Here is a 22031-nt window from a genome sequence, read left to right as displayed (position 1 = left end):
TATAATGCCGCCCTAATCGGGTCAGCAATATTCCCTTACAGGGAGCAAAAGCCATTCTGAAGCCCCGCAGCAGCGTCAACGCTGATCTGCGCCCGTCAGAGGCTCTCGGAAACCCGTACAAAATTCTGTTTTATTGCCTGCCTTGGCTGCCGCAAAAAACGATTCCTTAAGATCCAACGCGGTCTGTACGACCGTGTGAACAACCAACCAATCAGGTTTCACACGGGGCGACAGGCCCTCACGCAGGAGACGACACGTCATGCTGAGCTGGGACGAATTCGACAAAGAAGACAGTGAAGTAGCAGCAGTGAAAGGCGCCAACGCCGGCCACGCTACTGAAGCCAACATGGACCGCCTCGACAACGCCGGCGGCGCCGCCGCGCTCGAAGCCCGCGCCGTGACCGCCGACGACTCGGCCGCCGTGGCCCGCGCCAAGGCTGCACTGAACTCCCTCGACGTCGCCGAAGGCCTCGCCGAACTCGAAGGCGCCTCCGCCCGTGTCGCCGTTGACGAAAAGCGCATGATCAACTGCCGCGCCGACCTCAACCAACTCGTACCATTCAAGTACGACTGGGCCTGGCAGAAGTACCTGGACGGTTGCGCAAACCACTGGATGCCGCAAGAAGTCAACATGACCGCCGACATCGCCCTCTGGAAAAACCCGGAAGGCCTGACCGACGACGAGCGCCGCATCGTGATGCGCAACCTCGGCTTCTTCTCCACCGCCGACTCCCTGGTTGCCAACAACCTGGTCCTGGCCGTGTACCGCCTGATCACCAACCCGGAATGCCGCCAGTACATCCTGCGCCAGGCCTTCGAAGAGGCGATCCACACCCACGCCTACCAGTACTGCATCGAATCGCTGGCCATGGATGAAGGCGAGATCTTCAACATGTACCACGAGATCCCATCGGTCGCCAAAAAGGCAGCCTGGGGCCTGAAATACACTCGTTCGATCTCCGATCCGAAGTTCGAAACCGGCACCCCGGACACCGACAAAGAGCTGCTGCGCAACCTGATCGCCTACTACTGCGTTCTGGAAGGCATCTTCTTCTACTGCGGCTTCACCCAGATCCTCTCCATGGGCCGCCGCAACAAAATGACCGGCGTCGCCGAGCAGTTCCAGTACATCCTGCGCGACGAATCCATGCACCTGAACTTCGGCATCGACGTGATCAACCAGATCAAAATCGAAAACCCACACCTGTGGGATGCCGAAATGAAGGAAGAAGCGACCCAGATGATCCTGCAGGGTACGCAGCTGGAAATCGAATACGCCCGCGACACCATGCCTCGCGGCGTACTGGGCATGAACGCGGCGATGATGGAGGACTACCTGAAGTTCATCGCTAACCGTCGTTTGTCGCAGATTGGTTTGAAAGAGGAATATCCAGGGACTACGAACCCGTTCCCTTGGATGAGCGAGATCATGGACTTGAAGAAAGAGAAGAATTTCTTTGAGACTCGTGTGATCGAATACCAAACTGGTGGTGCGCTTAGCTGGGACTAATGGTCTCGCTCGCCACGATTTGACGATTGCTGCTTGAGTCGTCGAATTGAGAAAGCAAAAAGCCCCGATTTGATCGGGGCTTTTTTATCGCGGCAGGTTGTCCTGTCCACTCTACGCTGCAGCACTTAATCTCCTTTGACCGCTTCAAAATGAAGCCTGTTACAAAAGACCCTAAGCTCCTTCGTAGTTGCTTCAGGACCATCCAAATATCTAAAGTTCAGTCGTCGAAAACCCAACGGCCACTGAGAATGCCTTTCAGTTGTTCAACACTCAGCAGCTGCTGAGGTTTTTTATGTACGGTCGCGTGGCAATTGGCGCAGAGCGTAATCATGTCAGTAGCTGGGTCCACGACCTGATCTTCTTCGTACTCAGAAATTGGCTTCACGTGGTGTACATGGATAAAGCCCTTAGCATGCTCGCCGTATGCCTTCTCAAAATCAAAATCGCAGGCATTACATTGGAGACCATGAATTTGGATTGCTTGCTGCCTAAGCTTTGGACTGCGCTCATATTTGACACCGTAATATCCGAGCTTTTTGCCCTCTATGCCGATCACTCTAGTCTCAAACTCTTGCGCAGTATCACTTGAGCTAAGGCTGTCATCAGGTTCAACCTTTAGCTTCGCGAGAGCGCAAATCCTATCAAATACGGATTGATCAATTTTCCGAGCACTTCTGAGCCAGTAATTACTTTTTTGCGTTGAAGGAATTGGCTCAAGGTATTGCCCATCAATTTTGTTCGGAACCGCGGACTCAAAAGCTCTGAAATGCTCAAGATCAACAAAGAGATCGCCTGTTGTACTGTCTTTGTCGGGATACACCCTTACGACTCTTGCAACTCCGAAATAATGGGGTGCCGCGCTCAAACGCTGGTCCAAAAAAGCCTTATCTTTCATCTTCCCTTTGTAGTACAGCACCTCCATCCCTTCTGAAAGCACCGATTTATACTGCTTCGGGTAGTGGTATCGAACGCCTGTCAGATCAGACCATTTCGACTCATCATTTTCGGTAATGACCGCGGGCATCAATTCATCCTCGTAACGATGAATGAAGCCTACCAAACAATAAGAAAATTCCTACATCATTATCGAAACCACCCTACATCAAGGCCGTCAGAGGGATTTTTTTGCTTTGCCCGGGCGATCAGAGACCGTAGAAATCTCCGCCCTGCTATGGCGGTCGAAAATTCTCCTCATCTTCAGCGTAACCGAACGCGTTACGTGCAGAACCGAAGGAAGAAAGCAATGACGTATTAAAAGGTGCACTATCAAGCACCACCCGCTATTAATACCCCTCCCCCACTCAAGGATCCGAGCCCTGCCATGAAATTCGATCTCGCCTACTGCCTCAGCCTCGACGACAAGTTGTCGATCTATGACGTTCGCGATCTCAATTTCGATGAGACGGTGGCGTTCGATTCGGCAAAGGAGCATTTCCTGTGCCCCAACGATGCTTGTCGCGCCGCATTCGATGCAGCCAACGAGTTGGGCACGTTCAACGCCAAGAACGTGAATTACGTGCGCACGCCGCACTTCAAGAACTTGCCCGGTACGCAGCATGTAGCGGGTTGTCCGTATGTGAGTTTGAAGGCGTCGGCGTCGGGGGTTGAGGCGGCGGAGGGTGAGGTGGATGACGGAAGGGAGGAGCATTTTCCGTCGGAGTTGTTGCTGACGCGGCGTGAGTATGTGCGCAAGCCTGCTGCGCCGGCGGGGGCGGCGGATGTGTTGCGGGATGATCCGGTGCGGGCGGCGCAGGTGAGTTCCAGGGAGTCGCAGGGGCGTGAGACGGCGCCGGACAAGACCAGTGTGTTTGCGCATCCGGTGGAGTGTTTTGTGTCGAACTTCGCAGATAAGGAGTTGCTCAAGCGCATGCCGTTGAAAGTTGGCGAGCACACGGCGCCTTATGGCTCGTTCTTCAAGAAGATCGAGTATCTGACGGACAACAAGGGGTTGATTTACTGGGGCAAGATCAAGGAGATCAAGGATTACACCCAGAGTTTTCGCATCGATTTCGAGCAGAAGGTCTGGTTCAAGCAGGCGGATGAGGCGAAGAAGAAGCCGTATTCGGTGAACGTGTACTTGAGCAAAAAGTTGATCGACAACTACCGCAAGCGCAAGGCGTTTCTGGAGGAGATCAAGCACGCGATCGACAGCGACAAGGAGTTGTTCTGTTTCTTCTATGGCGTGACGCCGGAGTTGAAGCAGGTGCCGAGCAAGAAGAACCCCGAACAGACGTTCGGGGTGTTCAGTGCCAACATCGAGAACCTGGATCACTTTATTGTGCGGGAAGCGCCGGGGTTGGTGTGATGCTCGGGATCAGCCCTGGGGCAGTTGCAGTTTGACTGCACCGGGATGCTGTTTGACCACTGAGTACGGCAGGATCGTCCATTCGGGCTCATCGCAACCGCGTTGTACACGAGGGAAATACGGCCCGAGATAAATGCCCTTCGCGGTGAAGTACCAATCGGAAACGACCCAGACGTTTTCATCGGTGTAATCGCAACTGTCCTCATCACCTTCGGCCGGTTTCTTCATTTCGTTGGGATACAGCGAGGTGAATTGCTTTATCAACCATTGCACAAACACGTCACTCTGACTGTCTTTGCCATCTCCGGTCGAAGAGCCTTCGCGTCCGACTCCAAGCACGTCTTCCAGCTTTATTGCTTCGCCAGTATGAGCATTGAGGTTGATTGGTGAGTTGCCCACATCAGGGTGCGCGCCGCCGCAGTCGTAACCGGTGTTGATATTCAAGCTGACCACGTCGGGCGACAAGAACGTGGGCGCGACGCTCTGCCATTGCTCGGCGTTTTCTCCACCTTGCAGCATGCAGGCGTGATAACTGATGACTTCAGTCCAGAGCCGTCCGAGCAAGTGGTTATTAATCCGCTGCTGCTCTTCTTTCGTATAGCCAGACTCGACACTAAACAAAGATATCTTCGACTCAGGCTCCGTCCACCATTGCAAGTCGTAGCCCATGAAGTTTTCTTTCTTCTCCGGTTTGAGCTTGAGCCCCTGCAAGCGCAAATACTCGTAGGGATCGTCTTTCGGCAATGTGGCAATAAAGGGCAACGTCGTTGCAGTTGGCGCGGGAAGTTTGGCTTCGGTTAGCTGTACCGGTAGCTTCTTACCCTTGGGGTTTTGCCATTCGCCCTGCCAACCATTGTCAGTGGATTTCAACTTCAGGGTTGGCAACGGTTTGTCGTCGCCATAGCGGTTGTTGCCTTCAACCAGGTTCAACGTGCTGTCTTGCAGCGAGCCGCTGAGTTCCAGGTCGCGGTGATACTTCTCATAGAAGTAGCGGCCGGTGACTTCGTCCTGCTGCGTGGTGTTGAGCTCCACCACCATCGGCATCTTGCCCAGCGTACCGGTGAACACGCGCCGGCCATCCTCGGCATGGGCGGTGGAGATGAGTGTAAACAGCGCCGCAGCATATGGCGCCAGACGCAGCAGTCCCTTGAGCATGGATCGATCCCTGATTTAGTCTGAGGTTGCGCCGTAATGTTCAGATCGACGCGAGTAAATTTAGCGGCGAATCATGACGAGGTCTGTCACAGAAATCGAGTGCGCCCGCAGGTTTCAGCTCTCCAGTGTTGCTTCAAAAGCACGAATCTCTTGTTGCGCCTTCCTGCGCCGTTTCAGAGCGTCGTGAATATTGGTTTCATCCGCTGCGCAGTATTGACGTAACCAGTGAGCGATCATTTCTTCATCCGGCCAGAAACACTCCTTTTGGCCTTTGCTTCTGGGCGTGTCGTTCATCTGTGCATCGAAGCCAATAGCAGCCCGTTCGCCCTGCGGTAAACACTCCCACTCCGCCGCGCAATCTTGAAAAAACCAAGCAATTTCATCGATGTGCTTTTGCGCACTGCGATGGCTGCGCCGATAAAACTTGTACTCCAGACAGGCCTCTTCCATTCGCTGCGGCATGATGCCGGCATCGACCCAGTTCATGAGGTCGTGGTTGATCGCATCGCGCATTAACCCTTCACGCCAACGATCCGCAAACCAGGCAATAAAGCCTTCCATCTCAGCCTTCTTGGCATCGGCGAAGATCATGCAATAACGAGTTTCCACATGAATGACGAACAGTACATGCTTACGCTGCACGGTGATGGCGTGCACCTGCCACTGCTCGACGAAAGGGGCACACTCATCGTCCTCAATAACCGACGACGGCAGTTTTGGGTCTACCGGCGTGAGTTTTTTGCCCTTATGCACACGGCTAAAGAACTTACTGGCGGCCTCGGTACAATTGAAGATCAACATCTGTTTTCTCTGCTAATACGGGTCAATGACGCTCAGTCGTCATATTTGCTTTCTTCGGCCCACTCAATCTCATAAGGCTGGCGAACGGCATCTGAGATTCTCTCTCGCATATCTTCACTGAGTGCTGACAATTCCTCGTCGGTCAGCAAGTCGTGCGCGATCATCAACATCAAAGGCAGCACTACGTTTGAGCGATTCATCCGCACATCGAAAACCGCCGCCATATCTTTGTCTCGACTTCGCATCATGCGATAAAGCGTCAGGTAGCGAGCATGCGCTGACAGCTTACTGTTTTGAGTGACGATCTGGGTCTCGGCCAATACGCCTTGGCAAAATCGATCCAGCGCTAACTTGCGCAGTTCTTTGAATGTTTTCCAGTCACTTTCCAAGATCGCCATATTGCCTCCGCGAAGTAATTTTGAGTTGAGCCGGGGAAGGCCTCATCTTATAGACATGCCCAGCAAAACAAGAATCAGCAAACCAATATAGACCCAAGCATGCACCCGATCCGGTATCCGCCCGATCCACGGCGTGGCCAACCGAATCCCGAGCAACGACCCCAGTGTCAGCACCGCAAACGCCAGCAAATCCACATACCCGACAAACCACGCGCCCAGATCCGTCTCACTGAAACCGGCCAGTGCCATGTAGGTCAGCGTCCCGGCCAGCGCCACTGGCGCACTCAACGGGTTCGCCATGGACGTTGATTGAGACATGCTCAACCCGCAGCGGCGCAGGAGCGGCACGGTCATGACGCTTCCTCCTACGCCTAAGAACGTAGCGATGGCGCCAATGCCTACACCGCCGGCGGATATTTCCTTGCGATCCAATCGGCGTGGGATGACGCCTTCGCTGCGGGTGAGGAAGCCGCGTCTGAGCAGGCAGTCGATGATGGTCAGGCCGAGGTAGGCGATGAAGGCGTAGCGAATGACCTCCCCGCTGACCCACACCGCGGCGATCGCGCCGATGATTGCGCCGAGGGCGATGAAGCCGCCGAGCGGCCAAAGGTAATGGCGGATCAGGTTGCCGGCGCGGCGGTGTTTATCGGTGGCGATCAGGGCGTTGACGATCATCACGCAGGTCGAGGTGGCGACGGCGATGTGCATCGCCGATTGGCCAATGGGGTCGTCGGCGCCGTGGCTGGCGCTGAGCATGCGATAGAGCAATGGCACGACGACGAAGCCGCCGCCGAAGCCGAAGAGCACGGCGGTGATGCCGGTCATACAGCCGAAGAGGGTCAGCAGGAGGTAGAACATGGCGCGTCTTCCGGTGGTGGGGAGCGGTCGACGATAGAGCGACGCGGCTTGGCCTGCTTCAGCAACTCAGCCAATAATGTTTGCGTTTACGCCAACTACCGGGAAACGCTCGATGCGCAATGTTTCGATCAATCTGCTGGATGACACGCCGCGCCGGGTGGTGGCGATCGGTACGGATTATTCCCACGGCCATCTGTTGCCATTTCATACGCATCGGCGGGCGCAGTTGTTGTACGGCGCGACTGGGGTGATGCAGGTTCGTACTCATGACGGCAATTGGGTAGTGCCGCCGCAACGGGCGGTGTGGATTCCGCCGGGGGTGGCGCACGAGGTGCTGATGCTCGGCGTGAGTACGCGCAGTTTGTACATCGAGCCGGGTGCGGTGAATTTGGGCGAGTGCTGCCAGGTGATCAGCGTTTCACCGTTGATGCGGCACTTGTTGATGGAAGCGGTGGAAGCGCCGCTGACCTATGACCTCGACGGACGCGACGGCGTACTGATCGATCTGCTGCTGCATGAACTGGTGCGCAGTGCGCCGCTGCCCTTGCACATTCCGCTGCCGACTGACGGAAAGCTCCTGGTTTTGTGTCAGACCTTTCTGCTTCAGCCGAACGCTCATCAGTCGCCGCAATATTGGGCCGAGCAGTTACACATAAGCTTGCGCACCTTCAACAGACTGTTTCGGCAGCAGACCGGGTTGAGCTTCAGCCAATGGCGGCAACAGGCTTGCGTGGTGCTGGCGCTGGCACGGCTGGCGGCCGGTGAAGCGGTGACGCGGATCGCCCTGGACTTCGGTTATGAGAGCCCGGCGGCGTTCTCGACGATGTTCCGGCGCATTCTCGGCCAGGCACCGTCCGTCTGGTTGGAGGCGGCGAACTAGGGCAAATCAAAAAATGCGTTTGATCCCGGCCGAAAACAACTGTACAAAAACACAGTACATTTTCAATCAGCACTCTTGAGCCCGGAGCACACCATGGCCTCTCTTGCGATGAACCACATCCTCGAACGCATTGCCCTTTTCCAGTTCACCCCGACGCACTGCGTCCAGGCCCGAGCGATGCTGGGCTGGAGCGTGGAACAGCTGTCGCGCGAAGCGGAGGTTGCGGTGGACGACATTCAGCGGTTTGAAGCGCAGCAGGACGTGGCGGACGCCGCGCGGCTGGCGTTGGCGTATCGATTTGAGGCGCAGGGGTTGGTGTTTTTTCCCGGGTTTGCGCCGGGGCGCAGTGCGAGTATGGGCGCGACATCGGAAGCAGTGGGGCGTGGGGATTATGCGATGGCTGAATAAGGACGTGGAAATTGAGTGAAATCGAAGAAAGCAAAGGTTGCGGTTATAAGGATCTGGAAGGCGTGGATGCGGGTGACATGCAAAATAAGGCCCGGCATGTCACACGATTAGCTGCACTCATCGAAACAGCTCCCATGAGCAAAGCCGACGTAGCTCGAAGACTTGGTTTGAATCCGGAAAGTCTGGAAGAGATTCTCCGGGGGAATTCCGCGATATAAACGTTTCCACGTTGGTGAGCTATGGGGACTTGATGTCGGAAAACAATCTCGAAAAATAAGGTTCGCCTCTATAGAGGCGAACCGGTTTTAACTCATCAGGCGCTCTGCACCAAGCCCTCACTCTCCCCTTCAACCCCCAACCACCACGCACTCCCGCGCTGCGGTTGCATCAGGTTGAACGCCTCGCCCATCTGCGGCGTGGTAATCGCAACACTGCGCTCCCAGGCCAGCGACAGGATGCGATCAAACGGCTCATGCCAGGCGTGCATCGCCAGGTCGAAGGTGCCGTTGTGGATCGGAAACAGCCAGCGACCCTTGAGGTCTATGTGCGCTTGCAGGGTTTCTTCGGGTTGCATGTGCACGTGTGGCCATTCGACGTTGTAGGCGCCGGTTTCCATCAGGGTCAGGTCGAACGGGCCGTACTGTTCGCCGATGCGTTTAAAGCCGTCGAAGTAGCCGCTGTCACCGCTGAAGAAGATCCGCGTGTCACCGTCGATCATCACCCACGAGGCCCACAGCGTACTGTTGCTGTCGAACAGACCGCGGCCGGAGAAGTGCTGCGACGGCGTGGCGACGAAGCGGATGCCGGCGATTTCGGCGCCCTGCCACCAGTCGTACTGTCGGACTTTGCTGGCGTCGATGCCCCATTTGATCAGGGTGTCGCCGACGCCCAGCGGGGTCAGGAAGTAGTTGGTCTTGGCCGCCAGTTTCAGCACTGCCTGGTAATCGAGGTGGTCGTAGTGGTTGTGCGACAGGATCACCGCTTCAATCGGTGGCAACTGGTCGATGCTGATCGGCGGCTGGTGAAAGCGTTTCGGGCCGGCCCATTGCACCGGCGAAGCGCGCTCGGCGAAGACCGGGTCGGTGATCCAGAATTTGCCGCGCATTTTCAGCAGCAAGGTCGAGTGACCGAGGCGATAGACGCTGTGATCAGGCGCGACCAGCAGGTCTTCAAGCGTCAGCGACTGCACCGGGATCGCAGCGGCGGGACGGGTATTGCGCGGCTTGTTGAAAATCATGTTCCACATGATCCGCAGCATCTTGCGCCCACCTTCGCGTTGTACCGGCGCATGGTTACGGAATAGCCCTTGATCCTGGCGAGAGGCTTCAGGCGTGGAAGTTTGATTCGCAGACAAATCTGGATTGGCCATGACTGAGAGACTCCAGAAAAACCGCGCAATTCGCGGTTTTTCACGGTGGGACGATAAATGGCCAAGGCACGCACGCATCAGCCGAACTGTCTGTTTTTTAGGTTGCGCGGATTAACGCAACATTACACTGATCGGTGTAATTTCTAGGTTGCATCAAACCGGATGACAAGTAAACTGCCAAGTGTAATTCCACCCCTTCTCTGCCGAAGCGTACTTATGACAGCTCCAAAGCGCCTCACCGACCGCAAACGCGAAGCCATCATCCAGGCAGCGATTGCCGAATTCCGTGCCAACGGGTTCGAGATCACCAGCATGGACAAGATCGCGGCGACCGCCGGGGTGTCGAAGCGCACGGTGTACAACCACTTTCCCAGCAAAGAAGAGCTGTTCGCCGAAATTCTCAACCAACTCTGGGCACGGATTACCGACGAGCAAGCCGTGACCTATCGCGCGGATCAGCCGCTGCGCGAGCAACTGCTGCCCATGTTGCTGGCTAAACTGCAGATGATGGCCGATGACAACTTTCTCGGACTGGCGCGGGTGGCGATTGCCGCCACCATCCATTCCCCGGAGCGCGCGCAAGACATGGTGGCGCGCATGGGCGAGCGCGAAGAAGGCCTGACGGTGTGGATTCGCGCCGCTCAGGCGGATGGTCGACTGAAAGCTGTGGATGCCGGTTTCGCCGCGCAACAGATGCAGGGTCTGTTGAAGTCGTTCGGTTTCTGGCCGCAGATTTCCATGGGCCTGCCACCACTGGATGCGGACACGCAAAACGCCGTGGCCGATTCGGCAATGGAGATGTTTCTGGCCCGATACCAGCTCTAAACCGGCCCTCTCCTGCGCCCCGCCACGATTAAATGGCTCGGAAGGACACTGATTATTCCCGTTGGAATAAATGACAATGTCCGACATTTGACCGACGAGCGGTCGACCTGAAAAAGATACTGCAAAGTATTTCAGGATGAATCTGGCGCAGGACATCATGGAAAATCAACGCGGCAAAGGCTTGTCATTCGCCAGACGCATTTATTTGCCCAGGATCATCGGTCTGGGCGTCGGCTTTTTCAGCGTCGCGGCCGCGCTGTACCCGTTGCACATGCCGACCTGGCTCTGGGCGCTGCTGGTGTTCAACGGTTTTATCTGGCCGCATCTGGCCTACCAGGTTTCGACCCGCTCGACCTTCCCCTACCACGCCGAACGCCGCAACCTGTTGTACGACTCGTTGTGCGGGGGCTTCTGGACCGCGTGCTTTCAGTTCAATCCGCTGACCACCGTGACCATCCTGTCGATGATGACCATGAACAATGTCGCCGCCGGTGGACGACGTCTGTTCCTGCTCGGAGCCCTGGCCCAAGTCGCCGGCGTGCTGCTGGGCTGGTTACTGTTCGGCTTCAAGTTCAGTCCGACGATGACGCAGATCCAGGTCTGGGCCTGTCTGCCGATGCTCACCTTGTATCCACTGGCCCTGGGCATGGTCAGTTACCAACTGGCGATCAAACTTGCACAACACAAACGTGCACTCAGAGACCTGAGCCGCACCGACAGCCTCACCGGGCTGCTCAATCACGGCGCCTGGAAGGATCTGCTGCACACGCATTTCATGCTGTGCCAGCAAAACCACACCCGGGACATTCTGGCGCTGATCGACATCGATCACTTCAAGACCATCAACGATAACTATGGGCACATCGTTGGCGACGCCGTGCTGCGTGAGCTGAGCCAGGCACTCAAAGGACTGCTGGCCGAAGGTGAACGGGTCGGCCGTTATGGCGGCGACGAGTTTTGCCTGATCCTGCCCGACCAGCCACTCAATAAAGCCGAGGCGCAAATGGAACGATTACGTCAGGCACTGGACCAATATCGGCACCCGGATGTGCCAGAGCTGCGCGTCAGCCTGAGTATTGGTCTGGCCCGGTTTCAGCCGCCTTACAGCGACGCTGTTGCCTGGCTGGATGACGCCGACAAAGCGCTGTACACCGCCAAACACACGGGACGCAACACCATCAGCGTGGCGCTGAGCAATCCGAGCTAAGAACACGCCCCCCCCAGTCTTGAAAAGACTGATTCGCAATTTCTTGTACAACTCAAAGCAGTTTGTATAAGATCGCCTCGTCAGCCTGGATGCTGGCACTTTGCAGTCAATGGCAAATGCTCATCCAGCATTTGCTCTGCCAGCGCGGAAACAGGGACACAAACCTCGTCTTTCCCTACTTCCAGGTACTGCCCCTATGTTTTTCAAACGCCACCAGTCCGAACTCAACGACCTTCAACACACCATCACCGAACAGAATGGCCTGCTCGAAGCCATCAACCGCTCCATGGCGGTGATCGAGTTCGATCTAGAAGGCGTGGTGTTAAAGGCCAATGACAACTTCCTCAAAACCATGGGCTACCGCAGCGAACAAGTGATCGGCCAGCCTCATCGCGTGTTCTGCACTCCGGAGTTCGGCCGCAGCGCGCAATACACCGAACTGTGGTCGCGCCTGAAAAACGGTCAGTTCCAGTCCGGCACCTTCGAGCGGATTAACAGCCAGGGCCAGCCGGTCTGGCTGGGAGCCAACTACAACCCGATCAAGGATGCATCGGGACGCGTGGTCAAAGTGGTCAAGTTCGCCATGGACGTGACAACCAAGGTCCAACAGGAAAGCGAGGCCAACGCCAAGCTGCAGGCGATCGACCGGGCGATGGCGGTGATCGAATTCGACCTCAACGGCGGCATTCTCACCGCCAACCAGAATTTTCTGACGCGCATGGGTTACACGCTCGCTGACCTCAAGGGTAAACATCACCGTTTGTTCTGCCGCGCAGAGCTGGTCAACAGCAGCGCTTACGAGGATTTCTGGCGTCGGCTGAATCAAGGTGAGCTGTTTCAGGGCCAGTTTGAACGCGTCGACAAACGCGGCCAGAGTGTGTGGCTGGAGGCCAACTACAACCCGGTGTACGACGCTGCCGGGCGTTTGTGCAAAGTGGTGAAATTCGCCACGGACGTCACCGCCCGTGTCGAGCAGCACGAGCACGATGCGCGCAGCGCCAGCGCCGCTTATCACATCTCCGTGGAAACCCGGAAAGTCGCCGAGCAAGGCACTCAGGTGATCCAGCAGGCGGCCAGTGAGATGCGCGAAATCGCTGACGATATCGCGCAGTCATCAACGTTGATCGCGCAACTCGGCGAACGCTCGGAGCAGATCACCGCGATCGTCAACACCATCCGCGCGATTGCCGACCAGACCAATCTGCTGGCCCTCAACGCGGCGATTGAAGCGGCGCGTGCTGGTGATCAGGGTCGCGGATTCGCGGTAGTAGCGGACGAAGTGCGGCAACTGGCGGCGCGCACCAGCGGCTCGACGGCGGAGATTTCCAACATGATCGGCCTGATCCAGAGCGAAACCCGCCAGGCGATCAAGAGCATGGAAGGCACCCGCGGGCGGGCGGCGCAAGGCGTTGAACTGGCGGATCAGGCCGGCAGCGTGATTCTGCAGATCCGCGATGGCGCCAGTGAAGCGGTGCAGGCGGTGAGCATGTTTGCCAATGAGCGCGCGCCGGGCTGAGAGACCGCGTCGCGGCCTTCGCGAGCAGGCTCGCTCCCACAGGAATTGAGTCGATCACTGACTTGTGATCAACCCAGAACCTGTGGGAGCGAGCCTGCTCGCGAAAGGGCCATAAGCCGCGATGCAGGACTATAGTGACCTTCAGTCCCAAGCCCTGCCGAGCCCATCATGACCACCGAAAAAACCGACGCCCCCGCCACCGCCCCCGTCGACCACCTGCGCTTCCACCGCCCGCACGCCCACCTCAACACCACCTTCGGCAACGACGCGTTTGCCCTGCGCGCCGAGGCCTTCGCGCGGTTCTTTGGCACGCCGACCTTTCTTGGCGCACAAACTCTGATCGTGCTGTTGTGGGTGTGCCTCAATGCGACGGGTATCACCACTTTCGACGTTTATCCGTTCATTCTGCTGAACCTCGCGTTCAGCCTGCAATCGGCTTATGCCGCGCCGTTGATCCTGCTGGCACAAACCCGCCAAGCTGCGCGGGACAAGGCGCAATCGGACGCCGACGCGCAACACCGTGAAGCGCTGGCGGTGGCCAACAGCGAGCGCCAGGCGCAGGCCGCGCAGACCACCGCGCAACTGCTCGAACTGCTGGAGCAGAACACCCGCCTCACCGAAATGACCAAAAGCCTGACCGAGCGCATCGAAGGCCTGACCCGCGAACTGCATGCGCACATCTGCCAGAACCCGCAACGCTGATCACGGCAACCGCAGCGCCCGCCCCAACTCTTCGAACAGCGTGACCACCGAGCGCAACGCACGGCAGTCCGGGCGGGTCAGCAGCCACAGCGCGGTGTCGTAGCCGTGCAGCGGTTCGCTGAGGGCCTGCAAACCTTCAGTGATCAGAAAGTCCGGCAACGCCGCCACACCGAGTCCGCCGCGTACCAGTTCAGTCACCGAGAGCATGCTGTTGCAGCGATAAGTCGGGGTCACGCCGGGCAACTGCTGGCGGCGCCAGGCGACGGTCGGGTGATCCGGCAGAAACTCGTCCGGGGCGATCCAGGTCAGCGCCGCCAGATCCGTCGCATCAACATTCTGCAGATATCGCGCACTGGCGCAGACCCGGTAGGAAATCTTCGCCAGTTGCCGTCCGACCAGATGCTCCGGCGGTGTACGCGTGAGGCGCAGGGCGATGTCAGCATCGCGGCGGCTGAGGTTGGCGAAATCGTTGGAGGTGCTCAGTTCGAGGGTCAGCGCCGGGTAGTTCGGCATGAACTGCGTCAGCGCCGGCAACAGCAGCCCTTGCAGCACCGAATCGGTACAGGTCAGGCGCACCGTGCCGCTGACCACTTCACCGCCCTGCTCGACACCAATCCGCGCCGCTTCCAGTGCCTGCTCGGCGCGTTCGGCTTGCTCGGCCAGAGTCTGCGCGAGGGTGGTTGGCAGGTAACCGGCGCGACTCTTTTCGAACAATTGCTGACCGAGCGCTGACTCCAGCCGCCGCACCGCGCGAAACACCGTCGACACGTCTACCCTGAGCAGCTGCGACGCCCGGGCCAGAGAACCGCCGCGCACCAGAGCGAGGATCAGCGCCAGATCCGCGTAGTCGAGTCGATAGTGCGTGGCTGCATTGATCACTTGGGGAAACGCCAATATTGAGTGCGTGAACGCCAATCTATAGTGAGCCCCGGTGATCGACAACTGCACACCCTCACTGTAGTGAGGGGATTGATCCCCGATGGACCGCGCAGCAGGCCTTGTTTGAGGGCCGCTTCGCGCGCCGTCGGGGATAAATCCCCTCACCCCAGAGCGTCATCACTCACTCAAATCAAGGAAATCCCATGGACGCCAATTCCATTGCCCTGATCGGCGATTACGACCCTCAAGTCACCGCCCACCAGGCGATCCCCGTTGCCCTCGGCATGATCGCCGAGCAGTCCGGCCACAATGTGCAATTCGAATGGCTGCCCACCGAGCAGATTCACGCCGACACGGCGCTGGATCAGTTCGACGGCTTCTGGTGCGTCCCGGGCAGCCCCTACAAAAACGAGGCCGGTGCACTCAGGGCCATCCGTTTTGCCCGCGAACAACAGCGCCCCTTCCTTGGTACCTGCGGCGGTTTTCAGCATGCGGTACTGGAATTTTCCCGCAACGTGCTGGGCTGGGCCGATGCCGAGCATGGCGAAACATCACCGGATTCGCCGCGAGCCGTGCTCACGCCGTTGACCTGTTCGTTGGTGGAGGCGGTGGACAGCATTCACCTGGTCGCCGGCTCGTTGATCGCCAAGGCGTACGAAACGTCCGAGATCCGTGAAGGCTATCGCTGCCGGTTCGGGGTGAATCCACAGTTTGAAAAAGAATTGCTGACCCATCAGCTACGCGCCGTAGGGCACGATTCGGCGGGTGACTTGCGCGCAATCGAATTGACCGACCATGTGTTTTTTGTCGCCACGCTGTTCCAGCCGGAACGTGCAGCGCTCAAGGGGCAGGTTCCGCCACTGGTGCGGGCGTTTGTCGAAGCGTGTGGGGTGCGACGCCCATGAAGCCGAACGAACCTTGCTTTGCGGTGATTTTCACCTCGACCCGCACCGAGGGTGACAACGGTTATGCGGCGGCCTCCGAGCGCATGATGGAGCTGGTCAGCCAGCAACCGGGGTTTCTCGGCATTGATTCGATTCGTGGGGAAGACGGGGTCGGGATCACCATTTCGTACTGGCAGAGCGAGGCGGCGATTCTGGCCTGGCGCGAGCATCCCGAACACCGGGTGATTCAGGCGCGCGGGCGGGCGCAGTGGTATTCGAAGTTTCAGACGCGGGTGTGTCGGGTGGAGCGCGAATACCGGTTTGGGCAGTGAGTGCAGCGGCGCACTTATTGGCCTCATCGCCAGCAGGCTGGCTCCCGCAGGGATTTTTTGAATGCCACAGATCCGATGTGTGAGCCAGCAGGGATTTGTGAACGCCACAGATCCAGTGTGTGAACCAGCAGGCTGGCTCCCACAGAGATTTTTTGAATGCCACAGATCCAGTGTGTGAGCCAGCAGGCTGGCTCCTGCAGGGTTTTGTGAATGCTACAGATCCAGTGCGGGAGCCAGCAGGCTGGCTCCCGCAGGGATTTTTTGAATGCCACAGATCCAATGTGTGAGCCAGCAGGCTGGCTCCCGCAGGGATTTGTGAACGCCACAGATCCAGTGTGTGAGCCAGCAGGCTGGCTCACACAGGGATTTTTTGAACGCCACAGATCCAATGTGGGAGCCAGCCTGCTGGCGATGGCGGCAGAATTACCACCGCAAAACTTCAGCCCTGCACCAGACTGCGTACCGCCACAATCTCCGGCACCTCAACCTTGCTCATGTACACCCGCAACGGCTCGGTGATGTTGATCCGGTCATCGATGTTCTGATCCAGCAGCAACTGAATCAGCTCGCGTTTAAGCGTCATGGTCTGCGGCGTCGCCGGCGCCCAGACGAATTCATTCACAGGAATGATGCCGTCATCCGCCACGTCCATGCCGAACGAATCTTCGCTGAAACGCACGATGTACTGGCCGGTCTTGCGGTTGAGGCCGACAAAACCCTTGAGGTCATCGGCGGCCTGACAGATGAGTTGGGAAGTGATGCGCATGGTAAACCTCACGAAAAATCATCGATGGTTTACACGCAGGGCAACAGGATCGGCGCGCTCTCTGCCGGAGCGTCTGCCGAGGGCAAGCGTACTGCAAACAGCGCCACAAAAGTGCAGGAAAAATCGCTTTTAATACGTTTATGTCGGTCTGGCGATAGCACGCAATCCATTCAGTTGTTAAAAGGTACGTCTTTGAAAATGCCCTGCGAAAGGAACTCGAACATGCCCGCCACTTTCACCAAAAGCGCCCTCATGCTGAGCCTGATGCTCGGCCTCGGCCAGGCCCACGCCGCCCAGACTGACGTCAACGCACTGGCCGCCGCCCATGGCATCCCGCATCCAGCCGTGATCGCGCACCGTGGCGCGTCTTTCGATGCTCCGGAATCCACCGCCGCCTCCTACAAACTGGCCCGCGACCTCGGCGCCGACTACCTGGAAATGGATTTGCAGCGCAGCAAGGACGGCGTGCTGTTCGCCCTGCACGACAACAACCTGCAACGCACCACCGACGTCGCGACCAAGTTCCCGGAGCGCAAGGACAGCCCGGCCACCGCCTTCACCATGGCCGAACTGAAAACCCTCGACGCCGGCAGCTGGTACAACAAGGCTTACCCGGATCGCGCGCGTCCGACCTACGCCGGGCTGAAAATCCTCACCCTCGATGAAATCATCGACATCGCCCAGGCCAACCCGAAACACAAGCCGGGCCTGTACATCGAAACCAAGGAGCCGCAACTGTTTCCGGGGATCGAGCATGACCTCAAAGAGAAGCTGCATGATCGCGGCTGGCTGAGTCCGGCCGGTTCGAAACTGGCCAAGAGCGAGCTGGGCGTCGGCCAGGGCAAAGGCAAGGTGATCCTGCAGACCTTCGAGAAGAACAGCCTCGAACTGCTGCAGAAGGAAATGCCGCAAGTGCCGAAGATCCTGTTGCTATGGGTCGGCGAAGGCAGCATCGAGCCGAAATCGAAGGTGACCTTTTCCGAATCCGGCGAGAAGGACAAGAACGTGTTCTACGGCAAGCAGGAGCCGAAGTCCGAAGCCGAATTCAAGCAATGGGTGGATTTCGCCAAGGCGCAGGGTGCCATCGGCACCGGTCCTTCGGCCAAGCTGACCAAGGGTGGCGACCAGAGCTACTCGGATCTGGTGCAACCGTGGATGAACCAGTACACCCATGATCAGGGCATGCTGGTGCACGTCTACACCGTCGATGAGCCGGTGGACTTCGAGAAAGTCATGGCGGCCGGCGTTGACGGCATCTTCACCAACCGCGCCAGCGAACTGTTGAAGTTTTACAAGCGTCCGGCGGCGGCCAGTGTTGATCAGGTGTTGAAGAACAACGGGTTCTGATCGGTAAACCGGGTTGTCCGCATCGCGAGCAGGCTCACTCCTACAAGAGCCCTGCCCGCGATCTGGGGTTTTAAGGGTGAGTTAAGTTGCAGTGGTTAACCTGAGCCCACTTCAACGAACAACCCAAGGAATGACCCGATGAAAACTTTGACTGCCCTGTTTACCGCCGCTGCCCTGACCCTGACTGCTGGCCTGGCCCAGGCTGATGTCCGCGTCGACCAGATCCCTGAGCTGGTCAAATCCGGCAAGATCAAGTCGCTGGAATCGATGAACGCCGAGGCACTGAAACTGCACCCGGGTGCGACCATCACCGACACCGATCTGGATAACCACTTCAACGGTTACGAGTACGAAGTCGAGCTGAAAACCGCCGATGGCAAAGAGTTCGACGTCGACTTCGATGCCACCACCGGCAAAGTGCTGAGCAACAAGCAAGACACCTGATACACCGCCAAAGCAAAGCCGCACGATCAGCGATCGTGCGGCTTTTTTGCGTCCGTTGCCCGGCGAATCACGCGAATGCAGCCTGAAGGGATGCCAAAACCGCCATCAGACCGCTAGTATGGCGACCATCAGATAAACGATTGCAGCCGAGAACGATGGGCATGGGGCAGACAGCGGCAGCAGACATCGCGACAATCGGACGGATCAGCGCGGTTCCGGCGATCCTTCAAGTGATCCGCGAACTGACCGGCCTGCGATTTGCCGCCGTGGCGCGGGTTACCGAGGACTCCTGGGTCACCTGTGCGGTGCTCGATCAACTGAACTTTGGCCTGGAGGTCGGCGGCGAGCTGGATGTGGTCACCACGCTGTGCCATGAAATCCGCCAGTCGCACCTCTCGGTGGTGATCGACAAGGCCAGTGAAGACCCGCTCTACCGCGATCATCACACCCCGCGCCTGTACAAATTCGAGAGCTATATTTCGGTGCCGGTGTTCCGCACCGACGGACGCTTTTTCGGCACGATCTGCGCGCTCGATCCGAACCCCGCGCAACTCAAGTCCAGCAGCATTCAGAGCACCATGGAGTCGTTCGCGCGGATGCTCGCGCTGCAGATCGAAGCCGAGGAAAACGCGCAGCGCACCGAAACCGCGTTGTTGCAGGAACGCGAAACCGCCGAGTTGCGCGAACAGTTCATTGCCGTGCTCGGCCACGATTTGCGCAACCCGTTGTTCGCGATCAGCGCCGGCGCCGAAATGCTCTTGCGCAAGCACCCCGATCCCGCCATCGAAATACGGGTACGCAATATCCTTGGCAGTGCGCAACGGGCGACGCGGTTGGTGGATGATGTTCTCGACTTCGCTCGCGGACGCTTGGGCAAGGGCATTCCAGTGGATATCCAGCCCTGCGCGGATTTGACCGAAGCCGTGCAGCAAGTGGTGACGGAGATTCGCAACGTGCATCCGCAGCGCATGATTCATGCGTCCATCGGTGACTTGCAGGGTGTGCCCTGCGACCGGGCGCGGATCGCTCAACTGCTGTCGAACCTGCTGGCCAATGCCGTGGCCCATGGCGACCCGGATGGGGATATCGAAGTGATCGCCCAGGTTGAGCACGGTGCGTTGATGCTGGCAGTGAAAAACCAGGGGCATATCCCCGAGGCGATTCTGCCGCATCTGTTCCAGCCTTACTCGCGCCCGACCGGCAGCGCGCCCCAGGCCGGGCTCGGTCTGGGGCTGTACATCGCCAGCCAGATCGCCCAGTCCCATGGCGGGCATTTGCATGTAGCGTCCACCGCCCAGAGCGGCACGCTGTTCACCTTCAGCCTGCAAACTGCCTGAAACACACCCAGTTCCCTGTAGGAGTGAGCCTGCTCGCGATAGCGGTATGTCAGTCACCATGAATATGGCAGATATACCGCTATCGCGAGCAGGCTCACTCCTACAGGGGAATCGCGTGATGCTTAAGCCGAAGTGCTGACCAACGCCCCCGAGCTGCTCGAACCGGAATCCTGCAACGCCTGCAACAACGCCGCTGTCGCGGTCTGCAACGAAGCCGAGGTGCTGGAGATTTGCGACTCGGCAGAGGCCACGTCAGCCGCCTTGGCATCAGCGTCTTCCTGCTTGGCCTGAGCCGCTTGCAGCGCCTGTTGCTGCTCCTGCAATTGCTTTTGCAGCTCGGCGATCTGCTTGCGCAGTGCTTTCACCGAATCCGATTCAGCGCTGCTGTCGGAACTGCTGTCGCCTGCCGGAGCCGCGCCCCCGCCGGCTGCCACTTTGCTGGTATCGGCGCTGACCCCGGTGCTGCTGGTTGCAGTGGTCGAGGTGTCGTCACTCGCGTCGCTGATCCTGGTTTTGCTGGTGGCGGTGGTGACGGTCTGATTGATTGAAACGGAGGTGATGCTGACCATGGGAAGGCTCCAATGCCGGTTTTAGATGACCGGCCATCGGCGGCGCTCGCACGGATTTGAGATCGACTGTGTACCGACTCGGTATCCGAACCGGTACACGTCGGCGGACGTCAGGCGCTCAGGCGACGGATCACCGTGGCGGAATTGGCAATCTCACCACGCATCTGGGTGGAAGCGAGCTTGCTCGCGAAAGCGGCGTGTCATCCACATGTCACTCAATGATCATCCGCATTCGCGAGCAAGCCCCCCCACCGGGTTACCAGTGGATGATCCGGGTCGCTGTCATTTTGCAGTCACGCAAGCGTCACATGCGATTGCGATGATGCGGCTCAGGTGAATCTGAAAACCCCGCGCCAGACGCCCTCCTCGCAGCGAGCTTCCATGAACCACAGCCTCGATATCAGTCATCGCGATCCTGATTTGTTCGGTTTGCTTTACGGCTTCCGTTTTCGTCCCGGTGAACGTGGCCGTGAAGTCGATTCGGCGACCGCCCTGCGTTGTCTGCAAGACGACAGCGACAGTGATGAATTCCTCTGGCTGCACTTGAACCTGGCGCACGCCGCGTGCGAGCGCTGGATGAAAAGTCATCTGCAATTGCCCGAAGAGTTTTTCGAGGCGCTGCACGAAGGTTCGCGCTCGACGCGCATCGAACACGTTGACTCGGCCTTGCTGGCGGTGGTCAACGACGTGGTGTTCAACCTCAGCAGCATGGTTTCCTCGGACGTGTCGACGCTGTGGGTCTGCGTGCGCAGCAAACTGATCGTCAGCGCACGTCTGCAACCGCTGCACTCGGTGGACAAATTGCGTTCATCGGTGAAGGCCGGTGAATGCTTTCGCTCGCCATCGGAACTGTTGGTGCACTTGCTGCGCGATCAGGGTGAAGTGCTGACGCAGATCGTGCGCAAGACCAGCATGAGCGTCGATCAGGTCGAGGACGAATTGCTCTCCTCGCGGCTGTCGACCAACCGCGCCGAACTCGGCGCCAATCGCCGGGTGCTGGTGCGCCTGCAACGCCTGTTGGCGCTGGAGCCGGGTTCACTGCTGCGCCTGCTCAACCGGCCGCCGCCGTGGCTGCAGAAGGAGGACGTCAAGGAGCTGCGCAAATCCACCGAGGAGTTCGCACTGATCATCAACGACCTGACCGCCCTCGGCGAGCGGATCAAACTGCTTCAGGAAGAAATCGCCGCCAACCTCAACGAACAGAGCAACCGCACACTGTTCACCCTGACCGTGGTCACGGTGCTGGCGCTGCCGATCAACATCATCGCCGGTTTCTTCGGCATGAACGTGGGGGGTGTGCCGCTGGCGACAGATCCGGAGGGGTTCTGGATTCTGGTGGCGCTGGTCGCGACGTTTACCGTGATTGCCGGGCGCTGGGCGTTTCGCAAGCGCGGGGATTACTAACCACCAAACTTGATGTCCAGCACAGTTCCCCTGTGGGAGCGAGCCTGCTCGCGAAAGCGATCTGTCATTCAACAATGACGATGACTGACACGCCGTCTTCGCGAGCAGGCTCGCTCCCACAGGGGACCTCATTGA

Annotated in this window: 24 protein-coding genes and 1 pseudogene; 16 read left to right on the top strand and 9 right to left on the bottom strand. The window is 58.3% G+C overall.

Annotation, left to right across the window (positions count from 1 at the left end):
* Positions 1-259: 259 nt before the first annotated feature.
* Positions 260-1510, top strand: a complete 1251-nt coding sequence (locus tag BW33_RS14190; protein WP_047599662.1) for a ribonucleotide-diphosphate reductase subunit beta — start codon at positions 260-262, stop codon at positions 1508-1510.
* Between the two features lie 217 nt (positions 1511-1727).
* Here the strand turns inward: BW33_RS14190 and BW33_RS14185 are convergent, their stop codons facing one another.
* Positions 1728-2534, bottom strand: a complete 807-nt coding sequence (locus tag BW33_RS14185; RefSeq protein WP_047599661.1) for an HNH endonuclease — start codon at positions 2532-2534, stop codon at positions 1728-1730.
* A 297-nt stretch (positions 2535-2831) separates the two neighbouring features.
* Between BW33_RS14185 and BW33_RS14180 the strand changes: the two genes are divergently transcribed.
* Positions 2832-3815 carry a hypothetical protein gene (locus tag BW33_RS14180; protein WP_047599660.1) on the top strand — a complete coding sequence of 328 codons (984 nt, stop codon included), beginning with the start codon at positions 2832-2834 and terminating at the stop codon, positions 3813-3815.
* A gap of 9 nt (positions 3816-3824) precedes the next feature.
* On the opposite strand, the gene BW33_RS14175 is transcribed toward BW33_RS14180, so the two are convergent.
* From BW33_RS14175 to BW33_RS14160, 4 genes are all read right to left on the bottom strand, one after another.
* Positions 3825-4970, bottom strand: a complete 1146-nt coding sequence (locus BW33_RS14175) for a hypothetical protein (protein WP_047599659.1) — start codon at positions 4968-4970, stop codon at positions 3825-3827.
* A 114-nt stretch (positions 4971-5084) separates the two neighbouring features.
* Positions 5085-5771, bottom strand: coding sequence for a DUF6933 domain-containing protein (locus BW33_RS14170; RefSeq protein ID WP_047599658.1), 687 nt, complete (start codon positions 5769-5771; stop codon positions 5085-5087).
* 32 nt (positions 5772-5803) lie between these two features.
* The gene (locus tag BW33_RS14165) at positions 5804-6169 is read right to left on the bottom strand and encodes a hypothetical protein (protein WP_047599657.1); all 366 of its coding nucleotides are present in this window, start codon (positions 6167-6169) and stop codon (positions 5804-5806) included.
* 42 nt (positions 6170-6211) lie between these two features.
* Positions 6212-7027, bottom strand: coding sequence for a sulfite exporter TauE/SafE family protein (locus tag BW33_RS14160; protein ID WP_047599656.1), 816 nt, complete (start codon positions 7025-7027; stop codon positions 6212-6214).
* Between the two features lie 112 nt (positions 7028-7139).
* Here BW33_RS14160 and BW33_RS14155 point away from each other — a divergent pair, with 112 nt between their 5' ends.
* The 3 genes from BW33_RS14155 (at position 7140) to BW33_RS29350 (ending at position 8533) form a co-directional block, all read left to right on the top strand.
* Positions 7140-7907: an AraC family transcriptional regulator gene (locus BW33_RS14155; RefSeq protein WP_047599655.1), complete on the top strand. Its 768-nt coding sequence runs from the start codon at positions 7140-7142 to the stop codon at positions 7905-7907.
* Positions 7908-8000: 93 nt separating this feature from the next.
* On the top strand, positions 8001-8315 hold the full coding sequence (locus BW33_RS14150) for a hypothetical protein (protein WP_047599654.1): 315 nt from the start codon (positions 8001-8003) through the stop codon (positions 8313-8315).
* 11 nt (positions 8316-8326) lie between these two features.
* The gene (locus BW33_RS29350) at positions 8327-8533 is read left to right on the top strand and encodes a hypothetical protein (RefSeq protein WP_152546122.1); all 207 of its coding nucleotides are present in this window, start codon (positions 8327-8329) and stop codon (positions 8531-8533) included.
* A 95-nt stretch (positions 8534-8628) separates the two neighbouring features.
* On the opposite strand, the gene BW33_RS14145 is transcribed toward BW33_RS29350, so the two are convergent.
* Positions 8629-9684 carry an MBL fold metallo-hydrolase gene (locus BW33_RS14145; RefSeq protein WP_047599653.1) on the bottom strand — a complete coding sequence of 352 codons (1056 nt, stop codon included), beginning with the start codon at positions 9682-9684 and terminating at the stop codon, positions 8629-8631.
* 216 nt (positions 9685-9900) lie between these two features.
* On the opposite strand from BW33_RS14145, the gene BW33_RS14140 reads away from it, so the two are divergent.
* The 5 genes and pseudogenes from BW33_RS14140 to BW33_RS14125 all read left to right on the top strand — a co-directional run bounded on the left by BW33_RS14140 (position 9901) and on the right by BW33_RS14125 (position 13934).
* Positions 9901-10509 (top strand): TetR/AcrR family transcriptional regulator, encoded by a 609-nt coding sequence (locus BW33_RS14140; protein ID WP_047599650.1) that lies wholly within the window; start codon positions 9901-9903, stop codon positions 10507-10509.
* Positions 10510-10666: 157 nt separating this feature from the next.
* A complete protein-coding gene (locus tag BW33_RS14135; RefSeq protein WP_047599736.1) occupies positions 10667-11716 on the top strand; it encodes a diguanylate cyclase in 1050 nt (349 codons plus the stop codon).
* A 109-nt stretch (positions 11717-11825) separates the two neighbouring features.
* Positions 11826-12686 (top strand): annotated as a pseudogene (locus tag BW33_RS30485) (PAS domain-containing protein); the annotation flags it as partial.
* Between the two features lie 51 nt (positions 12687-12737).
* Positions 12738-13232, top strand: a complete 495-nt coding sequence (locus BW33_RS30480) for a methyl-accepting chemotaxis protein (protein ID WP_371260358.1) — start codon at positions 12738-12740, stop codon at positions 13230-13232.
* A gap of 168 nt (positions 13233-13400) precedes the next feature.
* The gene (locus BW33_RS14125; RefSeq protein ID WP_047599648.1) at positions 13401-13934 is read left to right on the top strand and encodes a DUF1003 domain-containing protein; all 534 of its coding nucleotides are present in this window, start codon (positions 13401-13403) and stop codon (positions 13932-13934) included.
* Here BW33_RS14125 and BW33_RS14120 read toward each other — a convergent pair whose 3' ends face one another.
* Positions 13935-14876: a LysR family transcriptional regulator gene (locus BW33_RS14120; protein WP_047599735.1), complete on the bottom strand. Its 942-nt coding sequence runs from the start codon at positions 14874-14876 to the stop codon at positions 13935-13937.
* A gap of 140 nt (positions 14877-15016) precedes the next feature.
* Between BW33_RS14120 and BW33_RS14115 the strand changes: the two genes are divergently transcribed.
* Both BW33_RS14115 and BW33_RS14110 read left to right on the top strand, forming a co-directional pair.
* Positions 15017-15718, top strand: a complete 702-nt coding sequence (locus tag BW33_RS14115) for a CTP synthase C-terminal region-related (seleno)protein (RefSeq protein WP_047599646.1) — start codon at positions 15017-15019, stop codon at positions 15716-15718.
* Entirely contained in the window at positions 15715-16029 is a 315-nt protein-coding gene (locus tag BW33_RS14110) for an antibiotic biosynthesis monooxygenase family protein (protein ID WP_027612609.1), read from the top strand. Before BW33_RS14115 ends, BW33_RS14110 begins: the two co-directional genes overlap by 4 nt.
* Before the next feature lie 439 nt (positions 16030-16468).
* Here BW33_RS14110 and BW33_RS14105 read toward each other — a convergent pair whose 3' ends face one another.
* Complete coding sequence (locus BW33_RS14105; protein ID WP_047599644.1) at positions 16469-16795, bottom strand: DUF2025 family protein; 327 nt, start codon at positions 16793-16795, stop codon at positions 16469-16471.
* A gap of 222 nt (positions 16796-17017) precedes the next feature.
* On the opposite strand from BW33_RS14105, the gene BW33_RS14100 reads away from it, so the two are divergent.
* From BW33_RS14100 to BW33_RS14090, 3 genes are all read left to right on the top strand, one after another.
* Positions 17018-18142: a glycerophosphodiester phosphodiesterase gene (locus BW33_RS14100; protein ID WP_047599638.1), complete on the top strand. Its 1125-nt coding sequence runs from the start codon at positions 17018-17020 to the stop codon at positions 18140-18142.
* A gap of 138 nt (positions 18143-18280) precedes the next feature.
* Positions 18281-18586, top strand: coding sequence for a PepSY domain-containing protein (locus tag BW33_RS14095; RefSeq protein WP_007917758.1), 306 nt, complete (start codon positions 18281-18283; stop codon positions 18584-18586).
* A gap of 161 nt (positions 18587-18747) precedes the next feature.
* Positions 18748-19923 (top strand): GAF domain-containing sensor histidine kinase, encoded by a 1176-nt coding sequence (locus BW33_RS14090; protein ID WP_047599636.1) that lies wholly within the window; start codon positions 18748-18750, stop codon positions 19921-19923.
* Positions 19924-20045: 122 nt separating this feature from the next.
* On the opposite strand, the gene BW33_RS14085 is transcribed toward BW33_RS14090, so the two are convergent.
* Positions 20046-20492 (bottom strand): hypothetical protein, encoded by a 447-nt coding sequence (locus BW33_RS14085; protein WP_047599635.1) that lies wholly within the window; start codon positions 20490-20492, stop codon positions 20046-20048.
* Positions 20493-20873: 381 nt separating this feature from the next.
* On the opposite strand from BW33_RS14085, the gene BW33_RS14080 reads away from it, so the two are divergent.
* Entirely contained in the window at positions 20874-21896 is a 1023-nt protein-coding gene (locus BW33_RS14080; RefSeq protein WP_047599633.1) for a transporter, read from the top strand.
* Positions 21897-22031 lie beyond the last annotated feature (135 nt).

Source organism: Pseudomonas sp. RIT288 (assembly GCF_000631985.1).
In the GTDB taxonomy this organism is placed as follows: Bacteria; Pseudomonadota; Gammaproteobacteria; order Pseudomonadales; family Pseudomonadaceae; genus Aquipseudomonas.
The sequence above is the reverse complement of the archived record's forward strand: the minus strand, read 5'-3'. Positions and strand labels throughout refer to the sequence as shown.

Coding starts and splice junctions, on each gene's coding strand:
- BW33_RS14100 (WP_047599638.1), top strand. CDS start 17,018: ATGCCCGCCACTTTCACCAAAAGCGCCCTCATGCTGAGCCTGATGCTC.
- BW33_RS14180 (WP_047599660.1), top strand. CDS start 2,832: ATGAAATTCGATCTCGCCTACTGCCTCAGCCTCGACGACAAGTTGTCG.
- BW33_RS14090 (WP_047599636.1), top strand. CDS start 18,748: ATGGGGCAGACAGCGGCAGCAGACATCGCGACAATCGGACGGATCAGC.
- BW33_RS14095 (WP_007917758.1), top strand. CDS start 18,281: ATGAAAACTTTGACTGCCCTGTTTACCGCCGCTGCCCTGACCCTGACT.
- BW33_RS14080 (WP_047599633.1), top strand. CDS start 20,874: ATGAACCACAGCCTCGATATCAGTCATCGCGATCCTGATTTGTTCGGT.
- BW33_RS14135 (WP_047599736.1), top strand. CDS start 10,667: ATGGAAAATCAACGCGGCAAAGGCTTGTCATTCGCCAGACGCATTTAT.
- BW33_RS14110 (WP_027612609.1), top strand. CDS start 15,715: ATGAAGCCGAACGAACCTTGCTTTGCGGTGATTTTCACCTCGACCCGC.
- BW33_RS14145 (WP_047599653.1), bottom strand. CDS start 9,684: ATGGCCAATCCAGATTTGTCTGCGAATCAAACTTCCACGCCTGAAGCC.
- BW33_RS14165 (WP_047599657.1), bottom strand. CDS start 6,169: ATGGCGATCTTGGAAAGTGACTGGAAAACATTCAAAGAACTGCGCAAG.
- BW33_RS14160 (WP_047599656.1), bottom strand. CDS start 7,027: ATGTTCTACCTCCTGCTGACCCTCTTCGGCTGTATGACCGGCATCACC.
- BW33_RS14105 (WP_047599644.1), bottom strand. CDS start 16,795: ATGCGCATCACTTCCCAACTCATCTGTCAGGCCGCCGATGACCTCAAG.
- BW33_RS14155 (WP_047599655.1), top strand. CDS start 7,140: ATGCGCAATGTTTCGATCAATCTGCTGGATGACACGCCGCGCCGGGTG.
- BW33_RS14125 (WP_047599648.1), top strand. CDS start 13,401: ATGACCACCGAAAAAACCGACGCCCCCGCCACCGCCCCCGTCGACCAC.
- BW33_RS14085 (WP_047599635.1), bottom strand. CDS start 20,492: ATGGTCAGCATCACCTCCGTTTCAATCAATCAGACCGTCACCACCGCC.
- BW33_RS14190 (WP_047599662.1), top strand. CDS start 260: ATGCTGAGCTGGGACGAATTCGACAAAGAAGACAGTGAAGTAGCAGCA.
- BW33_RS14185 (WP_047599661.1), bottom strand. CDS start 2,534: ATGCCCGCGGTCATTACCGAAAATGATGAGTCGAAATGGTCTGATCTG.
- BW33_RS14150 (WP_047599654.1), top strand. CDS start 8,001: ATGGCCTCTCTTGCGATGAACCACATCCTCGAACGCATTGCCCTTTTC.
- BW33_RS14115 (WP_047599646.1), top strand. CDS start 15,017: ATGGACGCCAATTCCATTGCCCTGATCGGCGATTACGACCCTCAAGTC.
- BW33_RS14140 (WP_047599650.1), top strand. CDS start 9,901: ATGACAGCTCCAAAGCGCCTCACCGACCGCAAACGCGAAGCCATCATC.
- BW33_RS14170 (WP_047599658.1), bottom strand. CDS start 5,771: ATGTTGATCTTCAATTGTACCGAGGCCGCCAGTAAGTTCTTTAGCCGT.
- BW33_RS14175 (WP_047599659.1), bottom strand. CDS start 4,970: ATGCTCAAGGGACTGCTGCGTCTGGCGCCATATGCTGCGGCGCTGTTT.